A 17,367-nucleotide genomic window follows, 5' to 3' on the forward strand; every position below is an offset into this window, starting at 1 on the left:
CAGGGGCGAGTGGAACACTGTACAGGCGCTCCCAGAGTGTTTCGGGAGCGCCTTTTTCATGTCCGCTTAAACCACAAACTGCTCGGCGTAGTGGCAAGCCACCTGGCGGCTGTCGAGCTGACGCAGGGCCGGCTCTTGCGTGCTGCAACGCTCGGTGGCGTAGGGGCAGCGCTTGTGGAAGGCACAGCCGGGTGGCGGGTTCAGCGGGTTGGGCAATTCACCGACGATCTTGATCTTCGGCTTGTCCGGGTCCGGATGAATGGTCGGGGTCGCCGACAGCAGCGCCTGGGTGTAGGGGTGCAGCGGGCGGGTGTAGATGTCCTCCTTGGGACCCATTTCCACCGGCCGGCCGAGGTACATCACCAGCACCTGGTCGGCGACGTGACGCACCACTGCCAGGTTGTGGGAGATGAACACGTAGGCGGTGTTGAATTCCTGCTGCAGGTCCATGAACAGGTTCAGCACCTGGGCCTGGATCGACACGTCCAGGGCCGAGGTTGGCTCATCCGCCACCAGCACCTTGGGTTGCAGCATCATCGCCCGGGCCAGGGCAATGCGCTGGCGCTGGCCGCCGGAGAACATGTGCGGGTAGCGCTGGTAATGCTCGGGGCGCAGGCCCACCTGCTTCATCATCGCCTGGACTTTTTCCCGGCGTTCGGCGGCGGACAGCTTGGTGTTGATCAAGAGCGGCTCGGCCAGTTGATCGCCAATCTTCTGCCGTGGGTTGAGCGAGGCATAAGGGCTCTGGAACACCATCTGCACGTCTTTGCGCAGTTGCTTGCGCTGCGCCTTGTCGGCGCCGGCCACTTCCTGGCCGGCGATTTTCAGCGAGCCGGAAGAGGGTTCCTCGATCAGGGTCAGGGCCCGGGCCAGGGTGGACTTGCCACAGCCGGACTCGCCGACCACGGCCAGGGTCTTGCCGGCTTCCAGTTCAAAGGACACGCCGTTGAGGGCGCGCACGGTGGCGTGGCCCTTGAACAGGCCTCGGGACACTTCGTAGTGACGGGTCAGGTCGCGGGCGGTAAGAACGACGGCCATTACGCCACCTCCTGATTGAGCGGGTAGAAGCAGCGCACCAGGCTGGCGGCTTTCGGGTCGAGGCTGGGGCGTTGCTGACGGCAGTTGTCCTGAGCGTAGGGGCAGCGCGGCGACAGCAGGCAGCCTTGTGGGCGGTCATAACGCCCGGGGACGATACCCGGCAGAGTCGAGAGGCGGGTGGCGCCCAGGCTGTGCTCGGGAATTGCCGCCAGCAGCGCTTCGCTGTAAGGGTGCGCGGGGATGTCGAACAGCTGCGGTACCTGGCCGACTTCCACGGCTTGCCCGGCGTACATCACGCAGACGCGCTGGGCGGTTTCGGCCACCACGGCCAGGTCGTGGGTGATCAGCACCAGGCCCATGTTCTGCTCTTTCTGCAGGTTGAGCAGCAGGTCCATGATCTGCGCCTGGATGGTCACGTCCAGAGCGGTGGTGGGTTCGTCGGCGATCAGCAGCTTGGGTTCGCCGGCAATCGCCATGGCGATCGCCACCCGCTGGCTCATGCCACCGGAGAGCTGGTGCGGGTAGGCGTCCATGCGGCTGGCAGCGCCGGGAATCTCGACCTTTTCCAGCAGCTCGATGGCGCGCTTGCGCGCGGCCTTGGCGGACATCTTCAGGTGCAGGCGCAGCACTTCCTCGATCTGGAAGCCCACGGTGTAGCTGGGGTTGAGCGCGGTCATCGGGTCCTGGAAGACCATGGCCAGGTCCTTGCCGACGATCTGCCGGCGCTGGCGGGCGCTGAGCTTGAGCATGTCGCGGCCGTCGAAGCTCAAGGCATCGGCGGTGACGATACCGGGGTGCTCGATCAGCCCCATCAGCGCCATCATGGTCACCGATTTGCCGGAGCCGGACTCGCCGACGATGGCCAGCACTTCGCCCTTGTCGACCTTGAGGTCGAGGCCGTCCACCACTGGCACCGCCGTGGCATCGCCGAAGCGTACGTTGAGATTCTTGATTTCTAGCAATGACATGGGAATCTCCTCAGGCGGCGTTCTTGAGTTTCGGGTCCAGCGCATCGCGCAGGCCGTCGCCCATCAGGTTGATTGCCAGCACGCTGAGCAAAATGGTCAGACCCGGCAGGCTCACGACCCACCAGGCACGTTCGATGTAGTCCCGGGCCGAGGCCAGCATGGTGCCCCACTCTGGAGTCGGCGGTTGCACGCCCAGGCCGAGGAAGCCCAGGGCGGCGGCGTCGAGGATCGCTGAGGAGAAGCTCAAGGTGGCCTGGACGATCAGTGGCGCCATGCAATTGGGCAGCACGGTGATGAACATCAGGCGCGGCAGGCCGGCACCGGCCAGGCGCGCGGCGGTCACGTAGTCGCGGTTCAGTTCGCCCATCACCGCGGCACGGGTCAGGCGCACATAGGACGGCAGGGACACCACGGCAATGGCGATCACGGTGTTGATCAGGCCTGGGCCGAGGATGGCGACGATGGCCACGGCCAGCAGCAGCGAAGGCAGGGCCAGCATGATGTCCATCAGGCGCATGATGGTCGGGCCCAGCAAGCGCGGGAAGAAACCGGCGAACAGCCCCAGGAGGATGCCCGGGATCAGCGACATCACCACCGACGACAAACCGATCAGCAACGACAGGCGCGAACCCTGGATCAGGCGCGACAGCAAGTCGCGGCCCAGTTCGTCGGTGCCCAGCAGGAACTGCATCTGCCCGCCTTCGAGCCAGGCCGGCGGCGTCAGCAGGAAGTCGCGGTACTGCTCGCTGGGGTTGTGCGGCGCCACCCAAGGGGCGAACAGTGCGCAGAACACGATCAGCAGCATGAACAGCAGGCCGGCCACCGCCCCCTTGTTGCGGGAAAAGTGCTGCCAGAATTCTTTGTAGACCGACGGATAGAGCAGGCTTTGATCGACTGCTACTGAGGAAGTTGGAGTGCTCATTAGTCTTGATCTCAGCGCTGGTGACGGATGCGTGGATTGGCAAAGCCGTAGAGGATGTCCACCACGAAGTTGACCATGATCACCAGGCAGGCGATCAGCAGGATGCCGTTCTGCACCACGGGATAGTCCCGGGCGCCGATGGCTTCGATCAGCCACTTGCCGATTCCCGGCCAGGAGAAGATGGTTTCGGTCAGCACGGCGCCGGCCAGCAGGGTGCCGACTTGCAGGCCGACCACGGTCAGTACCGGAATCAGTGCGTTGCGCAGGCCGTGGACGAATACCACCCGGGCCGGCGACAGGCCCTTGGCCTTGGCGGTGCGGATGTAGTCTTCACGCAGTACTTCGAGCATCGAGGAGCGAGTCATCCGCGCGATCACCGCCAGGGGAATGGTGCCCAGCACGATGGCCGGCAGGATCAGGTGATGCAGGGCGTCGAAGAAGGCGTCGGTGTCTTTGGCCAGCAGGGTGTCGATGAGCATGAAGCCGGTTTTCGGCTCGATGTCGTAGAGCAGGTCGATGCGTCCGGACACCGGGGTCCAGCCCAGGCTCACCGAGAAGAACATGATCAGGATCAGGCCCCACCAGAAGATCGGCATCGAGTAACCCGCCAGCGAGATGCCCATGACCCCATGGTCGAACAGGGAGCCTCGCTTGAGGGCGGCGATTACCCCGGCCAGCAGCCCGAGGATGCCGGCGAACAGCAGGGCGGCCATGGACAGTTCCAGGGTCGCGGGGAACAGCGAAGTGAATTCGCTCCACACACTGGTGCGGGTGCGCAGGGATTCGCCCAGGTCACCGTGGGCGAGCTTGCCGATGTAGTCCAGGTATTGGGCATACAGCGGTTTGTTCAATCCAAGGCGTTCCATTGCCTGGGCATGCATCTCGGGGTCGACCCGACGTTCGCCCATCATGACTTCCACGGGGTCGCCGGGAATCATGCGTATCAAGGCGAAGGTCAGCAAGGTGATGCCGAAGAATGTGGGGATCAACAACCCCACACGGCGGGCAATAAAACTAAACATCTTCTGAAGTACCTCAATCAGCCGGTTAGGCGTTCCCGCCGCCCTTGGGGTCAAGGGCGGCGGGCGTTTCTTATCACTTCACTTGGGTGGTCGCGAAGTTGTTGGTGGTCAGGGGGCTCTGGTGGTAACCCTCGACGTTCTTGCGCATGGCGGTGAACATTTTCGGATAGGCCATGGGAATCCACGGTTGATCCTGTTGGAAAATCAGCAACGCCTTTTCGTAGAGCTCTGCGCGTTTGGCAGGTTCAGCGTCGGAACGGGCCTGGTCGATCAGGTCCTGGAACTCCTTGTTGCACCAGCGGGCGTAGTTTTCGCCGTTCTTGGCGGCGTCACAACTCAGGTTCGGGGTCAGGAAGTTGTCCGGATCGCCGTTGTCACCTGCCCAGCCGGCCGACACCATATCGTGTTCGCCGTTTTTCGCACGCTTGAGCATCTCGCCCCACTCCATGACGCGGATCTCGAGCTTGAGGCCGATCTTGGCCAGGTCAGCCTGCATCATCTGGGCCCCCAGCAAAGGGTTGGGGTTGGTTGGGCCACCGCCATTGCGGGTGAACAGGGTGATGACCGTGCCCTCCGGCACGCCGGCTTCCTTGAGCAGGGCACGGGCCTTGTCCAGGTCCCGGGCCGGGTTCTGCAAGCTGGTATTGAAGCCCAGCAAGGTCGGAGGATAAGGGCCGGTACCCACCAGGGCGTTGCCTTTGCCGTAGAGGCTGTTGACGTAGGCTTCTTTGTCGAAGGCGATGTCGATGGCTTTGCGTACCCGCACGTCGCTCATGTATTTGCGCGTGGTGTTCATGGCGATGTAGCCGGTGGTCATGGCGGCCAGCTCGTCGACCTTGAGGTTGGCGTCGGCCTTGATGCTGGGGATGTCATCGGGCTTGGGGTACAGCGCGATCTGGCATTCGTTGGCCTTGAGCTTCTGCAGGCGCACGTTGTTGTCGATGGTGATCGCCAGCACCAGCGGGTCCGCCGGTGGCTTGCCGCGGAAGTAGTCCGGGTTGGCCTTGAAACGGACCTGAGCGTCCTTGGCGTAACGCGTGAAAATGAACGGGCCGGTGCCGATGGGCTTGCTGTTGAGGTCGCCGGTCTTGCCTTCCTTGAGCAGCTTGTCGGCGTATTCCGCCGGGAAAATGGAAGAGAAGGCCATGGCGATGTCGGCCAGGAACGGTGCCTCGCGGCGGGTCAGGGTGAAGACCACGGTGTGATCGTCGATCTTCTCGACGCTTTTGAGCAGTTCCTTGAACCCCATGCTCTCGAAGTAGGGGAAGCCGACGCTGGACTTGTCATGCCAGGGATGCTTCGGGTCCAGTTGACGCTGGAAGCTCCAGAGCACGTCGTCGGCGTTCATGTCGCGGGTTGGGGTGAAGTAGTCGGTGGTGTGGAACTTGACGCCTTTGCGCAGGTGGAAAGTGTATTGCAGGCCGTCCGGGCTGATCTCCCAGGACTCCGCCAGGGCGGGCTGGATGTCCGTTGTGCCGGGCTTGAAGTCCACCAGGCGGTTGAAGATGGTTTCCGCCACCGCATCGGCAGTGACTGCAGTCGTGTACTGGACCATATCGAAGCCTTCCGGGCTGGCTTCGGTACAGACCACCAAGGGTTTGGCTGCGACGCCCATGGCGACGCTCAGCAGTGCGGCGCCCATGGCCGCTCTCAGGGGAAGCATTTTCATCAAGAACCCTCTGCAATCAATTGAACCAGATTAGCTTGAATGGCGGATTCGTCATGAGTCCGCCATTCAACTGGTGGGTTAGAGAATATTGAACGGGATGGTGGTGACCAGACGGAATTCATTGATGTTGCCGTCGGCCTGGTTCTCGCTCGCGCGGTGAGTGGTGTAGGTGGCGCGGATCGCCGTGGCTTTCAGCGGGCCGCTCTGCACGGCGTAGGAAGCACCGATGCCGTATTCGTAGTGGTGTTCGCCGTCCATGGTGCGTACGCCATAGAGCTTGCCTTCCGAGTTGATACCGCCGTAGGCACTGCCGTTGTAGTGGGTGCCGTCGATGCCCCAGCCACGGGCCTGGTAGATGTTGAACTTCAGGCCGGGCACGCCATATTCGGCCATGTTCAGACCGTAGGCGATCTGGAAGGATTTCTCGTTCGGGCCGTTGAAGTCCGAGAGCAGGGAGTTGGCCAGGTAGATGCCGTTGGTTTCGTGCAGGTAGTCGAAGTATTCGTTGCCGCTGACTTCCTGGTACGAGAAGGTCAGGCTATGGGCCTGGTGGGTCAGGCCGAGAGACAGGGAGTAGGTATCGTTGTCGATATTGCCCATCTCTTTCTTGCCGGTGTCGACGGTCTTGTAGTAGTTCAGGCCGGTGGTCAGGCTCAGCACCGAGCTGTCGCCCAGCTCGTGGGTGGCGCCGAAGTAGTACTGGTTCCAGAAGTCTTCCACCTTGGAGGCGTAGAGGCTGGTCTTCAGGCTTTTCAGCGGCTGGTAGTTGAGGCCGACGATGCTCACGCGGTCGGTCTCGGCGGTGTTGCTGGTGTACTCGGAGCGGAATTTCGACAGGCTCTGTTCGGTCCGTGGCGATACCCGGTCGAAGGTGCCGGCATCGAACGACAGGTTGTTGAACTCTTCGCTGTGGATGCTCACCCCTTCAAAGCTCGAAGGCAGTGCACGGTTGCCGATGACATCGACGATTGGCGTGCTGAAGTTCTGCCGGCCGGCGGTCAGGGTGGTGTTGGACACGCGGAACTTGACGTTGGCCAGGCCCAGCTTGCTCCACTGGCCCACGGCATCGCCGTCGGAATGGGTCAGGGTGCGGTTGTTCTTGCCGGCGATGTGCTTGCGGTCACGATCCAGGGCAATGGCGTTGTAGGCCGCGACTTCGGTGCTGACGCCCACGGTGCCTTCGGTGAAGCCGGAGCTGTAGTTGAGGATGGTGCCCTGGACCCAGTTGATGCGGCGTGGGGTCGAGGTATCTACACCATTGTGTTGGTACGAAAAACGGTCATTGCGCCGTTTCAGCTCGTTGGCGTACCAGTTGCGGGTGGTACCCGACAGGCTTTGCCCTTCGATGAAGCCTTTGGCCTCCGCCTGGGCATTGGTGCTGTTCTGTACAGTCGGGACGAAGTCCTGGCTGACGTTCTCCGCATAGGCCGTGGCGGTGATGCTACTGATAGCCAAGGCTAACAATGCGCTGCTGCTCAGTTTCATGGGTGAAGCTCCTTTGTTTTCTTTTTTAGATGCCGGTTTTTTTGGGCCGGCTGGTTTTTGGAACTCATTCATGGCATCGCAAACGTTTGCACGCGGCTCAATCGCCGAATTCAGGCAAAGCGCCTGCGTGAGGGCGAGAGTCGCCCTCAGGGTTCTGGCTCATCGGTTATGGGGTCAGGCTGACACCTGAGAAGGAGTTGCGGCCGAAGGGACTGACCTTGAAACCCTCGACTTTCGCACTCAACGGCTGGTTGATCGTCGAGTGGGCAACAGGCGTGATCGGCACTTGCTGCTTGAGCAACTGCTGGGCCTGCTTATAGAGCTCGGTGCGCTGTTCACGGTCGGTGACGACCTTGGCTTGCTTGATCAACTGGTCGTATTGCGGGTCGCACCACATGGAGTAGTTGTTGCCGCCGATGGCGTCACAGCTGTACAGGGTGCCGAGCCAGTTGTCCGGGTCACCGTTGTCTCCGGTCCAGCCGATCAGGCTGATGTCGTGTTCGCCGTTTTTGGTGCGCTTGATGTATTCGCCCCATTCGTAGCTGACGATCTTCACCTTGAGGCCGATCTTCGCCCAGTCGGACTGGAGCATTTCGGCCATCAGCTTGGCGTTGGGGTTGTAGGGGCGTTGCACGGGCATGGCCCAGAGGGTGATTTCCGTGCCTTCCTTGACCCCGGCAGCCTTGAGCAACTCGCGGGCCTTTTCCGGGTTGTAGGCAGCGTCCTTGATCGTCTCGTCGTAGGACCACTGGGTGGGCGGCATGGCGTTCACCGCCAACTGGCCGGCGCCCTGGTACACGGCATTGAGGATGCTCTGCTTGTTCACCGCCATGTCCAGTGCCTGGCGCACTTCGAGGCGGTCGAAGGGTTTGTGTTGCACGTTGTAGGCGATGTAGCCGAGGTTGAAGCCGGGCTTCTCGATGACTTGCAGTTTCGGGTCGTTTTTCAGGGCATCGATGTCGGCGGGACGCGGGTGCAGGGTCACCTGGCATTCGCCGGCGCGCAGCTTCTGCACGCGTACCGAGGCATCGGTGTTGATGGCGAAGATCAGCCTGTCGAGCTTGACCCGGCTCGGGTCCCAGTAATGCGGGTTGGCGGCGTAGCGAATCTGCGAGTCTTTCTGGTAGCGCTGGAACACGAACGGTCCGGTGCCGATGGGTTGCTGGTTGATCTGGCTGGGCTTGCCGGCCTTGAGCAGTTGCTCGGCGTATTCGGCGGAGAGGATCGCGGCAAAGCTCATGGCCAGGTTCTGGATGAACGCCGCGTCCACGGTGTTGAGGGTCATGACCACGGTCATGGGGTCGGTTTTTTCGACCTTGGCGATGTTCTTGTTCAGGCTCATGCCGTTGAAGTAGGGAAACTCCGTCGGATAAGCCTTACGGAACGGATGTTCGGCGTCGAGCATGCGATTGAAGGTGAACAGCACGTCGTCGGCGTTGAGGTCACGGCTGGGCTTGAAGTAGGGAGTGCTGTGGAATTTCACCCCTTCACGCAGGTGAAAGCTGTACTTGAGGCCGTCCTCGGAAATATCCCAGCTCTTGGCCAGGGCCGGCAGTACGTTGGTTGCGTCTTTTTCGAACTCCACGAGGCGGTTGTACAACGGCTCGGCGGCATCGTTGTCGGTGGCGGTGGTGTACTGCGCGGTGTCAAAGCCTGCGGGGCTGCCTTCGGAACAGAACACCAGGCTGCGGTCGGCAGCGCTGCAGATCGAACTGGTGGCCAGCAGGGCCGAGAAAATCAACGAATGACGCATGACGGTCCATCTCCATTTTTTGTTGTGATGATCAATGGACCCTGGCTCCTTCCTGGAGCCTGTACAGGCCATTGATGCCCAACCATGGCTGCAGCAAATGCCCACCGATAGACGCAGTTTTGCCATGCCTCGACGTTAGGAGCCGAAGGCTGGGTCGTATATGCGCTGTACCTGAAAGGCTTGTAGGAATCGGCTCTAAATTCGAAAGATCACGTCCAAAAGGACGCAATCTCGACCCCAGGGCCGGACGCTTTCAGGGGGGGCGGTAAAACAACGGCGACGCCAGGGACGTCGCCGTTGCAGAACCTTATTTGCCGATGCCTACGCCGTAGAAAGAGTTCAAGCCAAAGGGGCTGATCTTGAAATCCTGCACGTTGGCGCGCATGGGTTGGAACACCGTCGAGTGAGCGATAGGTGTCATCGGAACGGCATCTTTGAGAATGTGTTGCGCCTGCTTGTACAGCTCGGTGCGTTTGGCCACATCCGACGTGGCCTTGGCTTGCTTGATCAGGGCGTCATAAGGCTTGTCGCACCATTTCGAGAAGTTGTTGCCGTTCATTGCATCGCAGCCGAACAGGGTGCCGAGCCAGTTGTCGGGATCACCATTGTCGCCGCTCCAGCCGATGATCATCGCCTGGTTCTCGCCGCCTTTGGAGCGCTTGATGTACTCGCCCCACTCGTAGCTGACGATGTTGACCTTGAGACCGATCTTGGCCCAGTCGGACTGCAGCATCTCGGCCATCAGTTTGGCGTTCGGGTTGTACGGACGCTGTACCGGCATGGCCCAGAGGGTGATCTGGGTGCCTTCCTTGATGCCCGCTTCCTTGAGCAACTGCTTGGCTTTCTCGGGATCGTACTGGGCGTCCTTGATGCTGGTGTCGTAGGACCATTGGGTCGGCGGCATGGCGTTGACCGCCAGTTGGCCGGCGCCCTGGTAGACCGAGTCGATGATCTGCGGCTTGTTGACGGCCATGTCCAGTGCCTGGCGAACCTTGAGGTCAGCCAGCGGGTTGGCGTCGGTGCGGCCCTTGAGCACCGGCATCACGTTGTAGGCGATGTAGCCCAGGTTGAAGCCTGCCTGTTCAGGCATCTTCAGGGTCTTGTCTTCCTTGAGCGCCTTGAGGTCGGCCGGGCGCGGGAAGAGGGTGATCTGGCATTCGTTTTTCTTCAGCTTCTGGATGCGCACCGATGGGTCGGTGGTGATGGCGAAGATCAGGTTGTCGATCTTCACGTCTTCAGGTTTCCAGTAGTCCTTGTTGCCGGTGTAGCGGATGTTGGAGTCTTTTTGGTAGCTCTTGAAAACGAAGGGACCTGTGCCGATCGGCTTCTGGTTGATATCGCTGGTCTTGCCTTCCTTGAGCAGCTTGTCGGCGTACTCGGCGGACTGGATGGAGGCAAAGCTCATGGCCAGGTTCTGGATGAATGCGGCATCAACGGTTTTCAGGGTGAACTTGACGGTCTTGTCGTCGACTTTCTCGACCTTGGTGATGTTGGTGTCCATCCCCATGTCGGTGAAATACGGGAATTCGGTCGGGTATGCCTTACGGAACGGCATGTCCTTGTCGATCATGCGGTTGAAGGTGAACAGCACGTCGTCGGCGTTGAAGGTCCGGGTCGGGGTGAAGTACGGCGTGGTGTGGAACTTGACCCCTTCGCGCAGGTGGAAGGTGTAGGTCAGACCGTCGTCCGAGATGTCCCAACTGGTGGCCAGGCCCGGAATGACTGCGGTGCCGCCACGTTCGAACTGGCTGAGGCGGTTGTAGAGGGTTTCGGCTGAGGCGTCGAAGTCGGTTCCGGTGGTGTACTGGCCAGGGTCGAAACCGGCCGGGCTCCCTTCAGAGCAGAACACCAGGTTAGTCGCCGCGTGGGCGAAGGGGGTGCTGGCCAGCAAGCCGGCACTGACTAAAAACGGAAGGACTGCTTTTTTGAACATGGTGGCCTCATGATTTGTTGTCATTTTTGGTGTAGAGGGCGACCTTGTGAGTCGACCCGCCGATACTTATGCAGCCCTCATACCCATTGCAAGATGCAGGGCCGACACAAGTCTCAAAGAGTGGAACGAACGTACACGAATGACGCATTTGTATAAATATTGACGCATTTGACCGTTTGCGCAGGTCTTTTCTGGTGCATGCGTTGCTTTTCTATTGGGCAAACAGGGCTGTTCGCGCCCTCGCTTGGTGCATCAATGGAATGGGCGCCGACTGGCTTGTGCTTGAGCCGCCAGACCTTTTCAGGCAGGCGCAAATCTTCGACGCATCCGGTTGACCGGATGGCGCAGAACGACGGGGTAGGGGAGGCCGTTGGAGACGGTTGCCCGGGACCTTGCAGGCGATGGCGAATGGACAGCGCATCGTCGGCGGTGTTGAAGTCGCGGCTCGCAGTGAAGTTGTCACTGTGGAGGTTGCTGGTGGCGCGTGACAGTGGCGTATCGAGGATCAGCCCCGCTGTCTGCCAAACCCGGAGCGGAAAGGTCTTACGCATGCAAACCTCATTTTTTCTTTTTCTAGGGCATATCTGAGGATTGGCCTTGTGGGCCGCGGTAACTCGCCTTTCTATGGGGCGTGGATGCAGCCCCATGGACCCTGTGCGGCGATGGCGATCACTTGTTGTGTTGTTGTTTGTCGATTCGCCGATGCCGAAATTAAGTCATGCTGAAATCGTGGTCAACGAAAATTAAGCCTGACTAACATTTCTCTTGCGCACAGGTACCTCTGTAAGGTTCGGCAGGCGACTGCGGGTGGGGCTTACGCCGCCGAATGGTCGTCGAACAGGCCCATGGTCGTGACCGTCAGGACTTCCGCCGGGCCGTTACCGACATTGGCCAGGCAGTGGGTCTTGGTCGAGTCGAAGTGCACCGAGTCGCCGGCGCCAAGTGGGTATTGCTGATCTTCGATGGTGTAGACGATCTGTCCCGAAAGAACGTAGGAAAACTCAGAGCCATCGTGGGAGATCAGTTCCGACTGATAGCCCACCGGGATGTTCATTTTCACCGCGTTGATCAGGTTGCCGGGAAAGGAGCTGGACAGCCGTTCGTAGGCCAGTGGCTGACCTTCGATGGTGTAGCGCACGCGCTTGCCGTCGTGGGAGTCGGGTTGCGCCTGGGTCGGCTGGTCGAACAGAGCGTTCAGCGGAACGTTCAGCGACTTGGCAATGTTGACCAGAGACGAGATCGATACACCGGTGAGATTGCGTTCCGCTTGGGAGAGGAAACTGGCGGTCAGGCCGGATTCACTGGCAATTTGGCGCAGGGTTTTCTTGGCGGCGCGGCGATAGCGGCGCAGGCGTTCGCCGATGCGATCTGCGGTCATTAGAGAGACTCTTATAGGAAAGAAGCAGTATACCCGGCAGACACCCATGACGCCTGGCAGGCGCAATACCGAGGTGCGTAACTTTAGCATCACCCTGGTGGCCGAACGCACCTTCCCTGAGCTGAGTTCATCGAGTGCCGGTTGAAATGCCTGGTCACGAAAAACGGCGGTGACCTCGGTTTGCGCTGGAGGTTACCGCCGTTGGGGGACACTGGGAGAGGTTTACGGCATCAGCACTTCGATCGCGCCGTCGGCGGTCATGCTGACCTGGCTGGTGCCAGCCTCGACTTCCGGAGTCACGGGCGCCGAATCCATGCTGGCGGCCTTCATCATCATTGGCGCACGCAGGTAGGGCTGTGGATAACCGTTGCTGTTGAGGTTCAGGTTGACGATTTTGTAGCCCTTGCCACCCAGGGCTTCGGTGGCCAGTTGAGCACGGGCCTTGAACGCCTTGACCGCGTCCTTGAGCAGGGCATCTTCGCTGGCCTTGCGGGTCGGGTCGGCGATGGCGAAGTCCATGCCCGCCATTTTCAGGTCGCCCAGCAGTTCGCCGGTGAGCTTGGACAAGGCGGCGAAGTCGGAGCTTTCCAGGCGCAGTTCGGCGCGCTCACGCCAGCCGGTGATCTTCTGGCCTTTGTCGTCGTAGATCGGATAGCTGTTGCGGCTGCCCTGGCGCAGCGTCACATCCTTGACCTGGCGGGCCTGACCCAGGGCCTTGTTCATGGTGCTGGTGATTTCTGCAGCAAGTTTGGCCGGGTCGCTGTTCTGCGATTCGCTGTAGAGGGTCACGATCATCAGGTCCCGTGCCACTTCCTGGCTGACTTCGGCACGCAGGGAAATCTGGTTGTAGTGCAGTTCATCGGCGGCCAGGGCGGGCAGACTGGTGAGGGTGCCGGCGCTGAGGGCCAGAAGGGCGAGGCTGCGACTGAAATGCTGCATGGAAACTCCTTGAGTGCGGTCCGCAGGATCAGCTCAGAGCCTGCGTGAAACATTCAGACAGTGTGGGGCTGCGGCAAGTTTCAAGCCGCAAGCTGCATGTTGAGAGCCAATACGCTTGTAGCTCAAAGCGTGCAGCTTGCCACTGTTTTTCTGTGACGCTTTGCCGCAGTTTTGCCTGTGGCGGGGGCTGCTTGGTTATACTCCCGCCGATTGCCCTGGAGCGCTCATCAGGAGAGCTCATGCTCGCCCCCGTAAAATTATTGTCTGCCACTCGTCAGAACCTCTGGCGCCTGACCTTTATTCGTACCCTGGTTCTGGCTGCTCAGGCCGGTTCGGTGGGGCTCGCCTATTGGTTGGAACTGTTGCCACTGCCCTGGTTGCAACTGGGCGTCACCTTGATGTTTTCCATGGTGCTCTGTGCCTTCACCGCCATCCGCTTGCGAACCTCGTGGCCGGTGACGGAGCTGGAATATGCCCTGCAACTGGCTTGTGACCTGTTTATCCACAGTGTGCTGCTGTATTTCTCCGGCGGCTCTACCAACCCCTTCGTCTCCTATTACCTGGTGCCCCTGACGATCGCCGCCGTGACCTTGCCCTGGCGCTATTCGGTGGTGCTGTCGGGTATTGCCCTGACCCTCTACACCTTGTTGCTGGCGCGGTTCTATCCCTTGCAGACTTTCCCCATCGCCCGGGAAAACCTGCAGGTCTATGGCATGTGGCTGAGTTTTGCCCTGGCGGCGGCGGTGATCACCTTCTTCGCTGCACGCATGGCCGAAGAACTGCGCCGTCAGGAAGAGTTGCGGGCGATCCGCCGTGAAGAAGGCCTGCGCGATCAGCAATTGCTGGCCGTGGCGACCCAGGCCGCCGGTGCCGCCCATGAGTTGGGCACGCCGCTGGCGACCATGAGCGTATTGCTCAAGGAGATGCGCCAGGACCATCCCGACCCGCTGTTGCAGGATGACCTCAGCGTGCTCCAGGACCAGGTCAAGTTGTGCAAGGAAACCCTGCAGCAACTGGTGCGCGCCGCCGAGGCCAATCGCCGTATGGCGGTGGAGATGCAGGAAGTCACCCAGTGGCTGGACGAAGCCTTGAATCGCTGGCACCTGATGCGTCCCGAGGCCAGCTACCGCTTTCATCTGCTGGGAGAGGGACCAGTGCCGCGCCTGGCGCCGCCGCCGGACTTGACCCAGGCCTTGCTCAATCTGTTGAACAATGCAGCCGATGCCTGTGCCGAAGGTCTGGAAGTGCGCCTGGACTGGGATGCGGAAAACCTCACCATCAGTATTCGTGACCACGGCGCCGGAGTACCCTTGGCCATCGCCGAGCAGATCGGCAAACCGTTTTTTACCACCAAGGGCAAAGGCTTCGGCCTGGGCCTGTTTTTGAGCAAGGCCAGCGTGACCCGCGCCGGTGGCTCAGTGAAACTCTACAGTCATGAGGAAGGCGGAACGCTCACCGAGCTGCGCCTGCCCCGTGCCGCCCGAGGAGACGACCATGAGTGAAGAGATCCAAGTCGAAGGCGAAGAACTGCCGCATCTGTTGCTGGTGGATGATGACGCCACCTTTACCCGGGTAATGGCACGCGCCATGAGCCGCCGGGGCTTTCGCGTCAGTACCGCAGGTTCCGCGGAAGAGGGCCTGACCATCGCCCAGCAGGATCTGCCGGACTACGCCGCGCTGGACCTGAAGATGGATGGCGACTCCGGGCTGGTGCTGCTGCCCAAGCTGCTGGAGCTGGACCCGGAAATGCGCGTCCTGATCCTCACCGGCTATTCAAGCATCGCCACGGCGGTGGAAGCCATCAAACGCGGTGCCTGCAACTACCTGTGCAAACCCGCGGACGCCGATGATGTGCTGGCCGCGCTGCTCTCCGAACATGCGGACCTGGACACCCTGGTGCCGGAAAACCCGATGTCCGTGGACCGTCTGCAATGGGAGCACATCCAGCGTGTGCTGACCGAGCACGAAGGTAATATCTCCGCCACTGCCCGGGCCCTGGGCATGCATCGCCGTACCTTGCAGCGCAAACTGCAGAAGCGTCCCGTGCGTCGCTGAACCGCGACTGAATGAATGTCGCTGGACACCGTGAAAAAGCGAGCCGATCTACTAAGATCGGCTCAACGCTTGTCCTTCTCCCTATCGAGCCACAACGATGAATCAGAACGCTGAGTACTCCGCGGTCAACGATGCTGTGCGCGGTCAATTTTTTCGCCGGGTCTGGGCCATGATTACCCCTTACTGGCGTAGTGAAGAGAAGGGCAAGGCCTGGCTGCTGCTGATCGCGGTGATTGGCCTGTCGCTGTTCAGTGTCGCCATTTCGGTATGGATCAACAGTTGGTACAAGGACTTCTACAACGCCTTGCAGAAGAAGGACGAGGCGGCTTTCTGGAGCCTGATCCTGTATTTCTGTGGGATCGCCGCGGTGGCCATTCTCGGTGCGGTGTATCGCTTGTACCTGACCCAGATGCTGACCATCCGTTGGCGCGCCTGGCTGACCGAAAGACACTTTGCCCGTTGGCTGGGCAACAAGAACTACTACCAGCTGGAGCAGGGCGGCTACACCGACAACCCCGACCAGCGGATTTCCGAAGACCTCAACGGCTTCACCACCAACACCTTGTCCCTGGGCCTGGGTTTGATCCGCAACGTGGTCAGTCTGGTGTCCTTCTCCATCATCCTCTGGGGTGTATCCGGCAGTATCGAGGTCATGGGCTATACCATTCCCGGCTATATGTTCTGGTGTGCCCTGGTGTATGCGGCGGTCGGCAGTTGGCTGACCCACCTGATCGGGCGTCGCTTGATCGGCCTGAACAATCAACAGCAACGTTTTGAAGCCGACCTGCGTTTCTCCATGGTGCGAGTCCGGGAGAACGCCGAGAGCATTGCCCTTTACGACGGCGAGAAGAATGAGAACCAGCGTCTGAGCAGCCGTTTCAGCAAGGTCTGGCACAACTTCTGGGACATCATGAAGGTCTCCAAGCGCCTGACCTTCTTTACCGCCGGTTATGGCCAGATCGCGATCATCTTCCCGTTTATTGTCGCCGCGCCGCGTTACTTCGCCGGCAAGATCGAGCTGGGAGAGCTGATGCAGATCAACTCGGCGTTCGGCAATGTCCAGGAAAACTTCAGTTGGTTTATCAGCGCTTATTCGGACCTCGCTGCCTGGCGCGCTACCTGTGACCGTCTGTTGAGCTTCCGCCAGGCCATGAGTGAAAACGAGGAGCGTCCTCCGGCGATTGACGTGCAGCACCAGGGCGAACAATTGCAGGTGCGTGATCTGGGTCTGGATCTGGCGGATGGCCGTCATTTGCTGGCCGGTGCCCAGATGACCGTGAATCCTGGCGAGCGACTGATGCTCAGTGGTCGCTCCGGCAGTGGCAAGAGCACCCTGTTGCGAGCCATGGGACGCTTGTGGCCGGCGGGGCACGGGAGCATCTTGCTGCCGAACCAGCGCTACCTGTTCCTGCCGCAGAAGCCCTACCTGCCCATTGGCAGCCTGCGGGAAGCCTTGAGTTATCCACAGTCGGGTGACAGCTACCCCCAGGAGCGTTATGCACAGGTCCTGGAAACTTGCCGCCTGCCCCATCTGGTGGCGCGTCTGGACGAGAGCAATCACTGGCAGCGCATGTTGTCGCCGGGGGAGCAGCAGCGGCTGGCGTTTGCCCGGGCGCTGCTCTATGCGCCGCAATGGCTGTACATGGATGAGGCGACTTCGGCCATGGATGAAGAAGATGAAGCCAATCTGTACCAGGCGTTGATCGATCAGTTGCCGGGGCTGAGCATTGTCAGCGTCGGCCATCGCAGCAGCCTCAAGCGCTTCCATCCCCGCCATGTACGCATTGAGCAGGGGCATTTGCTGGAACAGACGGTGACCGTATGACGCTGGCCAGGTAAGCCTTGCCGCTTGGCTTGAGTGCAAGGTTCGGGAGGACGTCTCGGTGAAATCGGGGGTTGGCGATCATTGAGGGCAATGACGCCGGCTGCGCCAGGGCCATGAACCGGCGCTGGCGCAGCGGAGCAGGAGGCCTGCTCGCGGGTGAGCCCGCTCCTACAGCGCGCGGTTAGGCTTTGTGCAGGATCGAACGGTCAACTCGTACGGCCAGTTGGCCAGTTCCCGGCTTGGCGTTGAAGGCCACGTTGCCGTGTTCATCCACGCAGGCGCGGGCAATCGGAGCGCCGTTGAGCAGCAGCTCCAGAGGTGCGTCCTTGAGGGATTGCCCGGAGGCCAGTTGCAGTTTCAGGTTGATAGCCATGGTGATT

At 60.7% G+C, this 17,367-nt stretch carries 15 protein-coding genes; 3 read left to right on the plus strand and 12 right to left on the minus strand.

What is annotated here, in order from left to right:
• Positions 1-66: 66 nt before the first annotated feature.
• The 11 genes from ACMGF8_RS09400 to ACMGF8_RS09450 form a co-directional block, all read right to left on the minus strand.
• Entirely contained in the window at positions 67-1,038 is a 972-nt protein-coding gene (locus ACMGF8_RS09400) for a peptide ABC transporter ATP-binding protein (protein WP_102861117.1), read from the minus strand.
• Positions 1,038-2,006 (minus strand): ABC transporter ATP-binding protein, encoded by a 969-nt coding sequence (locus tag ACMGF8_RS09405; RefSeq protein WP_102861118.1) that lies wholly within the window; start codon positions 2,004-2,006, stop codon positions 1,038-1,040. The genes ACMGF8_RS09400 and ACMGF8_RS09405 overlap by 1 nt, the downstream gene beginning before the upstream one ends.
• 10 nt (positions 2,007-2,016) lie before the next feature.
• Positions 2,017-2,928 carry an ABC transporter permease subunit gene (locus tag ACMGF8_RS09410; protein WP_011059232.1) on the minus strand — a complete coding sequence of 304 codons (912 nt, stop codon included), beginning with the start codon at positions 2,926-2,928 and terminating at the stop codon, positions 2,017-2,019.
• A gap of 11 nt (positions 2,929-2,939) precedes the next feature.
• Positions 2,940-3,950 carry an ABC transporter permease subunit gene (locus ACMGF8_RS09415; protein ID WP_102861119.1) on the minus strand — a complete coding sequence of 337 codons (1,011 nt, stop codon included), beginning with the start codon at positions 3,948-3,950 and terminating at the stop codon, positions 2,940-2,942.
• A gap of 73 nt (positions 3,951-4,023) precedes the next feature.
• Positions 4,024-5,619: an ABC transporter substrate-binding protein gene (locus tag ACMGF8_RS09420; protein WP_102861120.1), complete on the minus strand. Its 1,596-nt coding sequence runs from the start codon at positions 5,617-5,619 to the stop codon at positions 4,024-4,026.
• A gap of 78 nt (positions 5,620-5,697) precedes the next feature.
• Positions 5,698-7,104, minus strand: a complete 1,407-nt coding sequence (locus tag ACMGF8_RS09425) for an OprD family porin (RefSeq protein WP_102861121.1) — start codon at positions 7,102-7,104, stop codon at positions 5,698-5,700.
• Between the two features lie 166 nt (positions 7,105-7,270).
• Positions 7,271-8,857 (minus strand): ABC transporter substrate-binding protein, encoded by a 1,587-nt coding sequence (locus tag ACMGF8_RS09430; protein ID WP_416759390.1) that lies wholly within the window; start codon positions 8,855-8,857, stop codon positions 7,271-7,273.
• Between the two features lie 307 nt (positions 8,858-9,164).
• Complete coding sequence (locus ACMGF8_RS09435) at positions 9,165-10,790, minus strand: ABC transporter substrate-binding protein (protein WP_102861123.1); 1,626 nt, start codon at positions 10,788-10,790, stop codon at positions 9,165-9,167.
• A 113-nt stretch (positions 10,791-10,903) separates the two neighbouring features.
• Positions 10,904-11,341, minus strand: a complete 438-nt coding sequence (locus ACMGF8_RS09440) for a hypothetical protein (protein WP_115581601.1) — start codon at positions 11,339-11,341, stop codon at positions 10,904-10,906.
• A gap of 263 nt (positions 11,342-11,604) precedes the next feature.
• Entirely contained in the window at positions 11,605-12,168 is a 564-nt protein-coding gene (locus ACMGF8_RS09445; protein WP_102861125.1) for a helix-turn-helix domain-containing protein, read from the minus strand.
• Between the two features lie 222 nt (positions 12,169-12,390).
• Positions 12,391-13,107, minus strand: coding sequence for an SIMPL domain-containing protein (locus ACMGF8_RS09450; RefSeq protein ID WP_102861126.1), 717 nt, complete (start codon positions 13,105-13,107; stop codon positions 12,391-12,393).
• Positions 13,108-13,346: 239 nt separating this feature from the next.
• Between ACMGF8_RS09450 and ACMGF8_RS09455 the strand changes: the two genes are divergently transcribed.
• The 3 genes from ACMGF8_RS09455 to ACMGF8_RS09465 all read left to right on the plus strand — a co-directional run bounded on the left by ACMGF8_RS09455 (position 13,347) and on the right by ACMGF8_RS09465 (position 16,987).
• Entirely contained in the window at positions 13,347-14,609 is a 1,263-nt protein-coding gene (locus tag ACMGF8_RS09455) for an ATP-binding protein (protein ID WP_102861127.1), read from the plus strand.
• Entirely contained in the window at positions 14,602-15,162 is a 561-nt protein-coding gene (locus ACMGF8_RS09460) for a response regulator transcription factor (RefSeq protein WP_025132017.1), read from the plus strand. Before ACMGF8_RS09455 ends, ACMGF8_RS09460 begins: the two co-directional genes overlap by 8 nt.
• A gap of 97 nt (positions 15,163-15,259) precedes the next feature.
• Positions 15,260-16,987 (plus strand): ABC transporter ATP-binding protein/permease, encoded by a 1,728-nt coding sequence (locus tag ACMGF8_RS09465; protein WP_102861128.1) that lies wholly within the window; start codon positions 15,260-15,262, stop codon positions 16,985-16,987.
• Between the two features lie 181 nt (positions 16,988-17,168).
• On the opposite strand, the gene ACMGF8_RS09470 is transcribed toward ACMGF8_RS09465, so the two are convergent.
• Positions 17,169-17,360: a hypothetical protein gene (locus ACMGF8_RS09470; protein WP_123393756.1), complete on the minus strand. Its 192-nt coding sequence runs from the start codon at positions 17,358-17,360 to the stop codon at positions 17,169-17,171.
• Positions 17,361-17,367: the final 7 nt, after the last annotated feature.

The organism is Pseudomonas sp. BNK-7 (assembly GCF_048072025.1).
GTDB lineage: Bacteria > Pseudomonadota > Gammaproteobacteria > Pseudomonadales > Pseudomonadaceae > Aquipseudomonas > Aquipseudomonas danubii.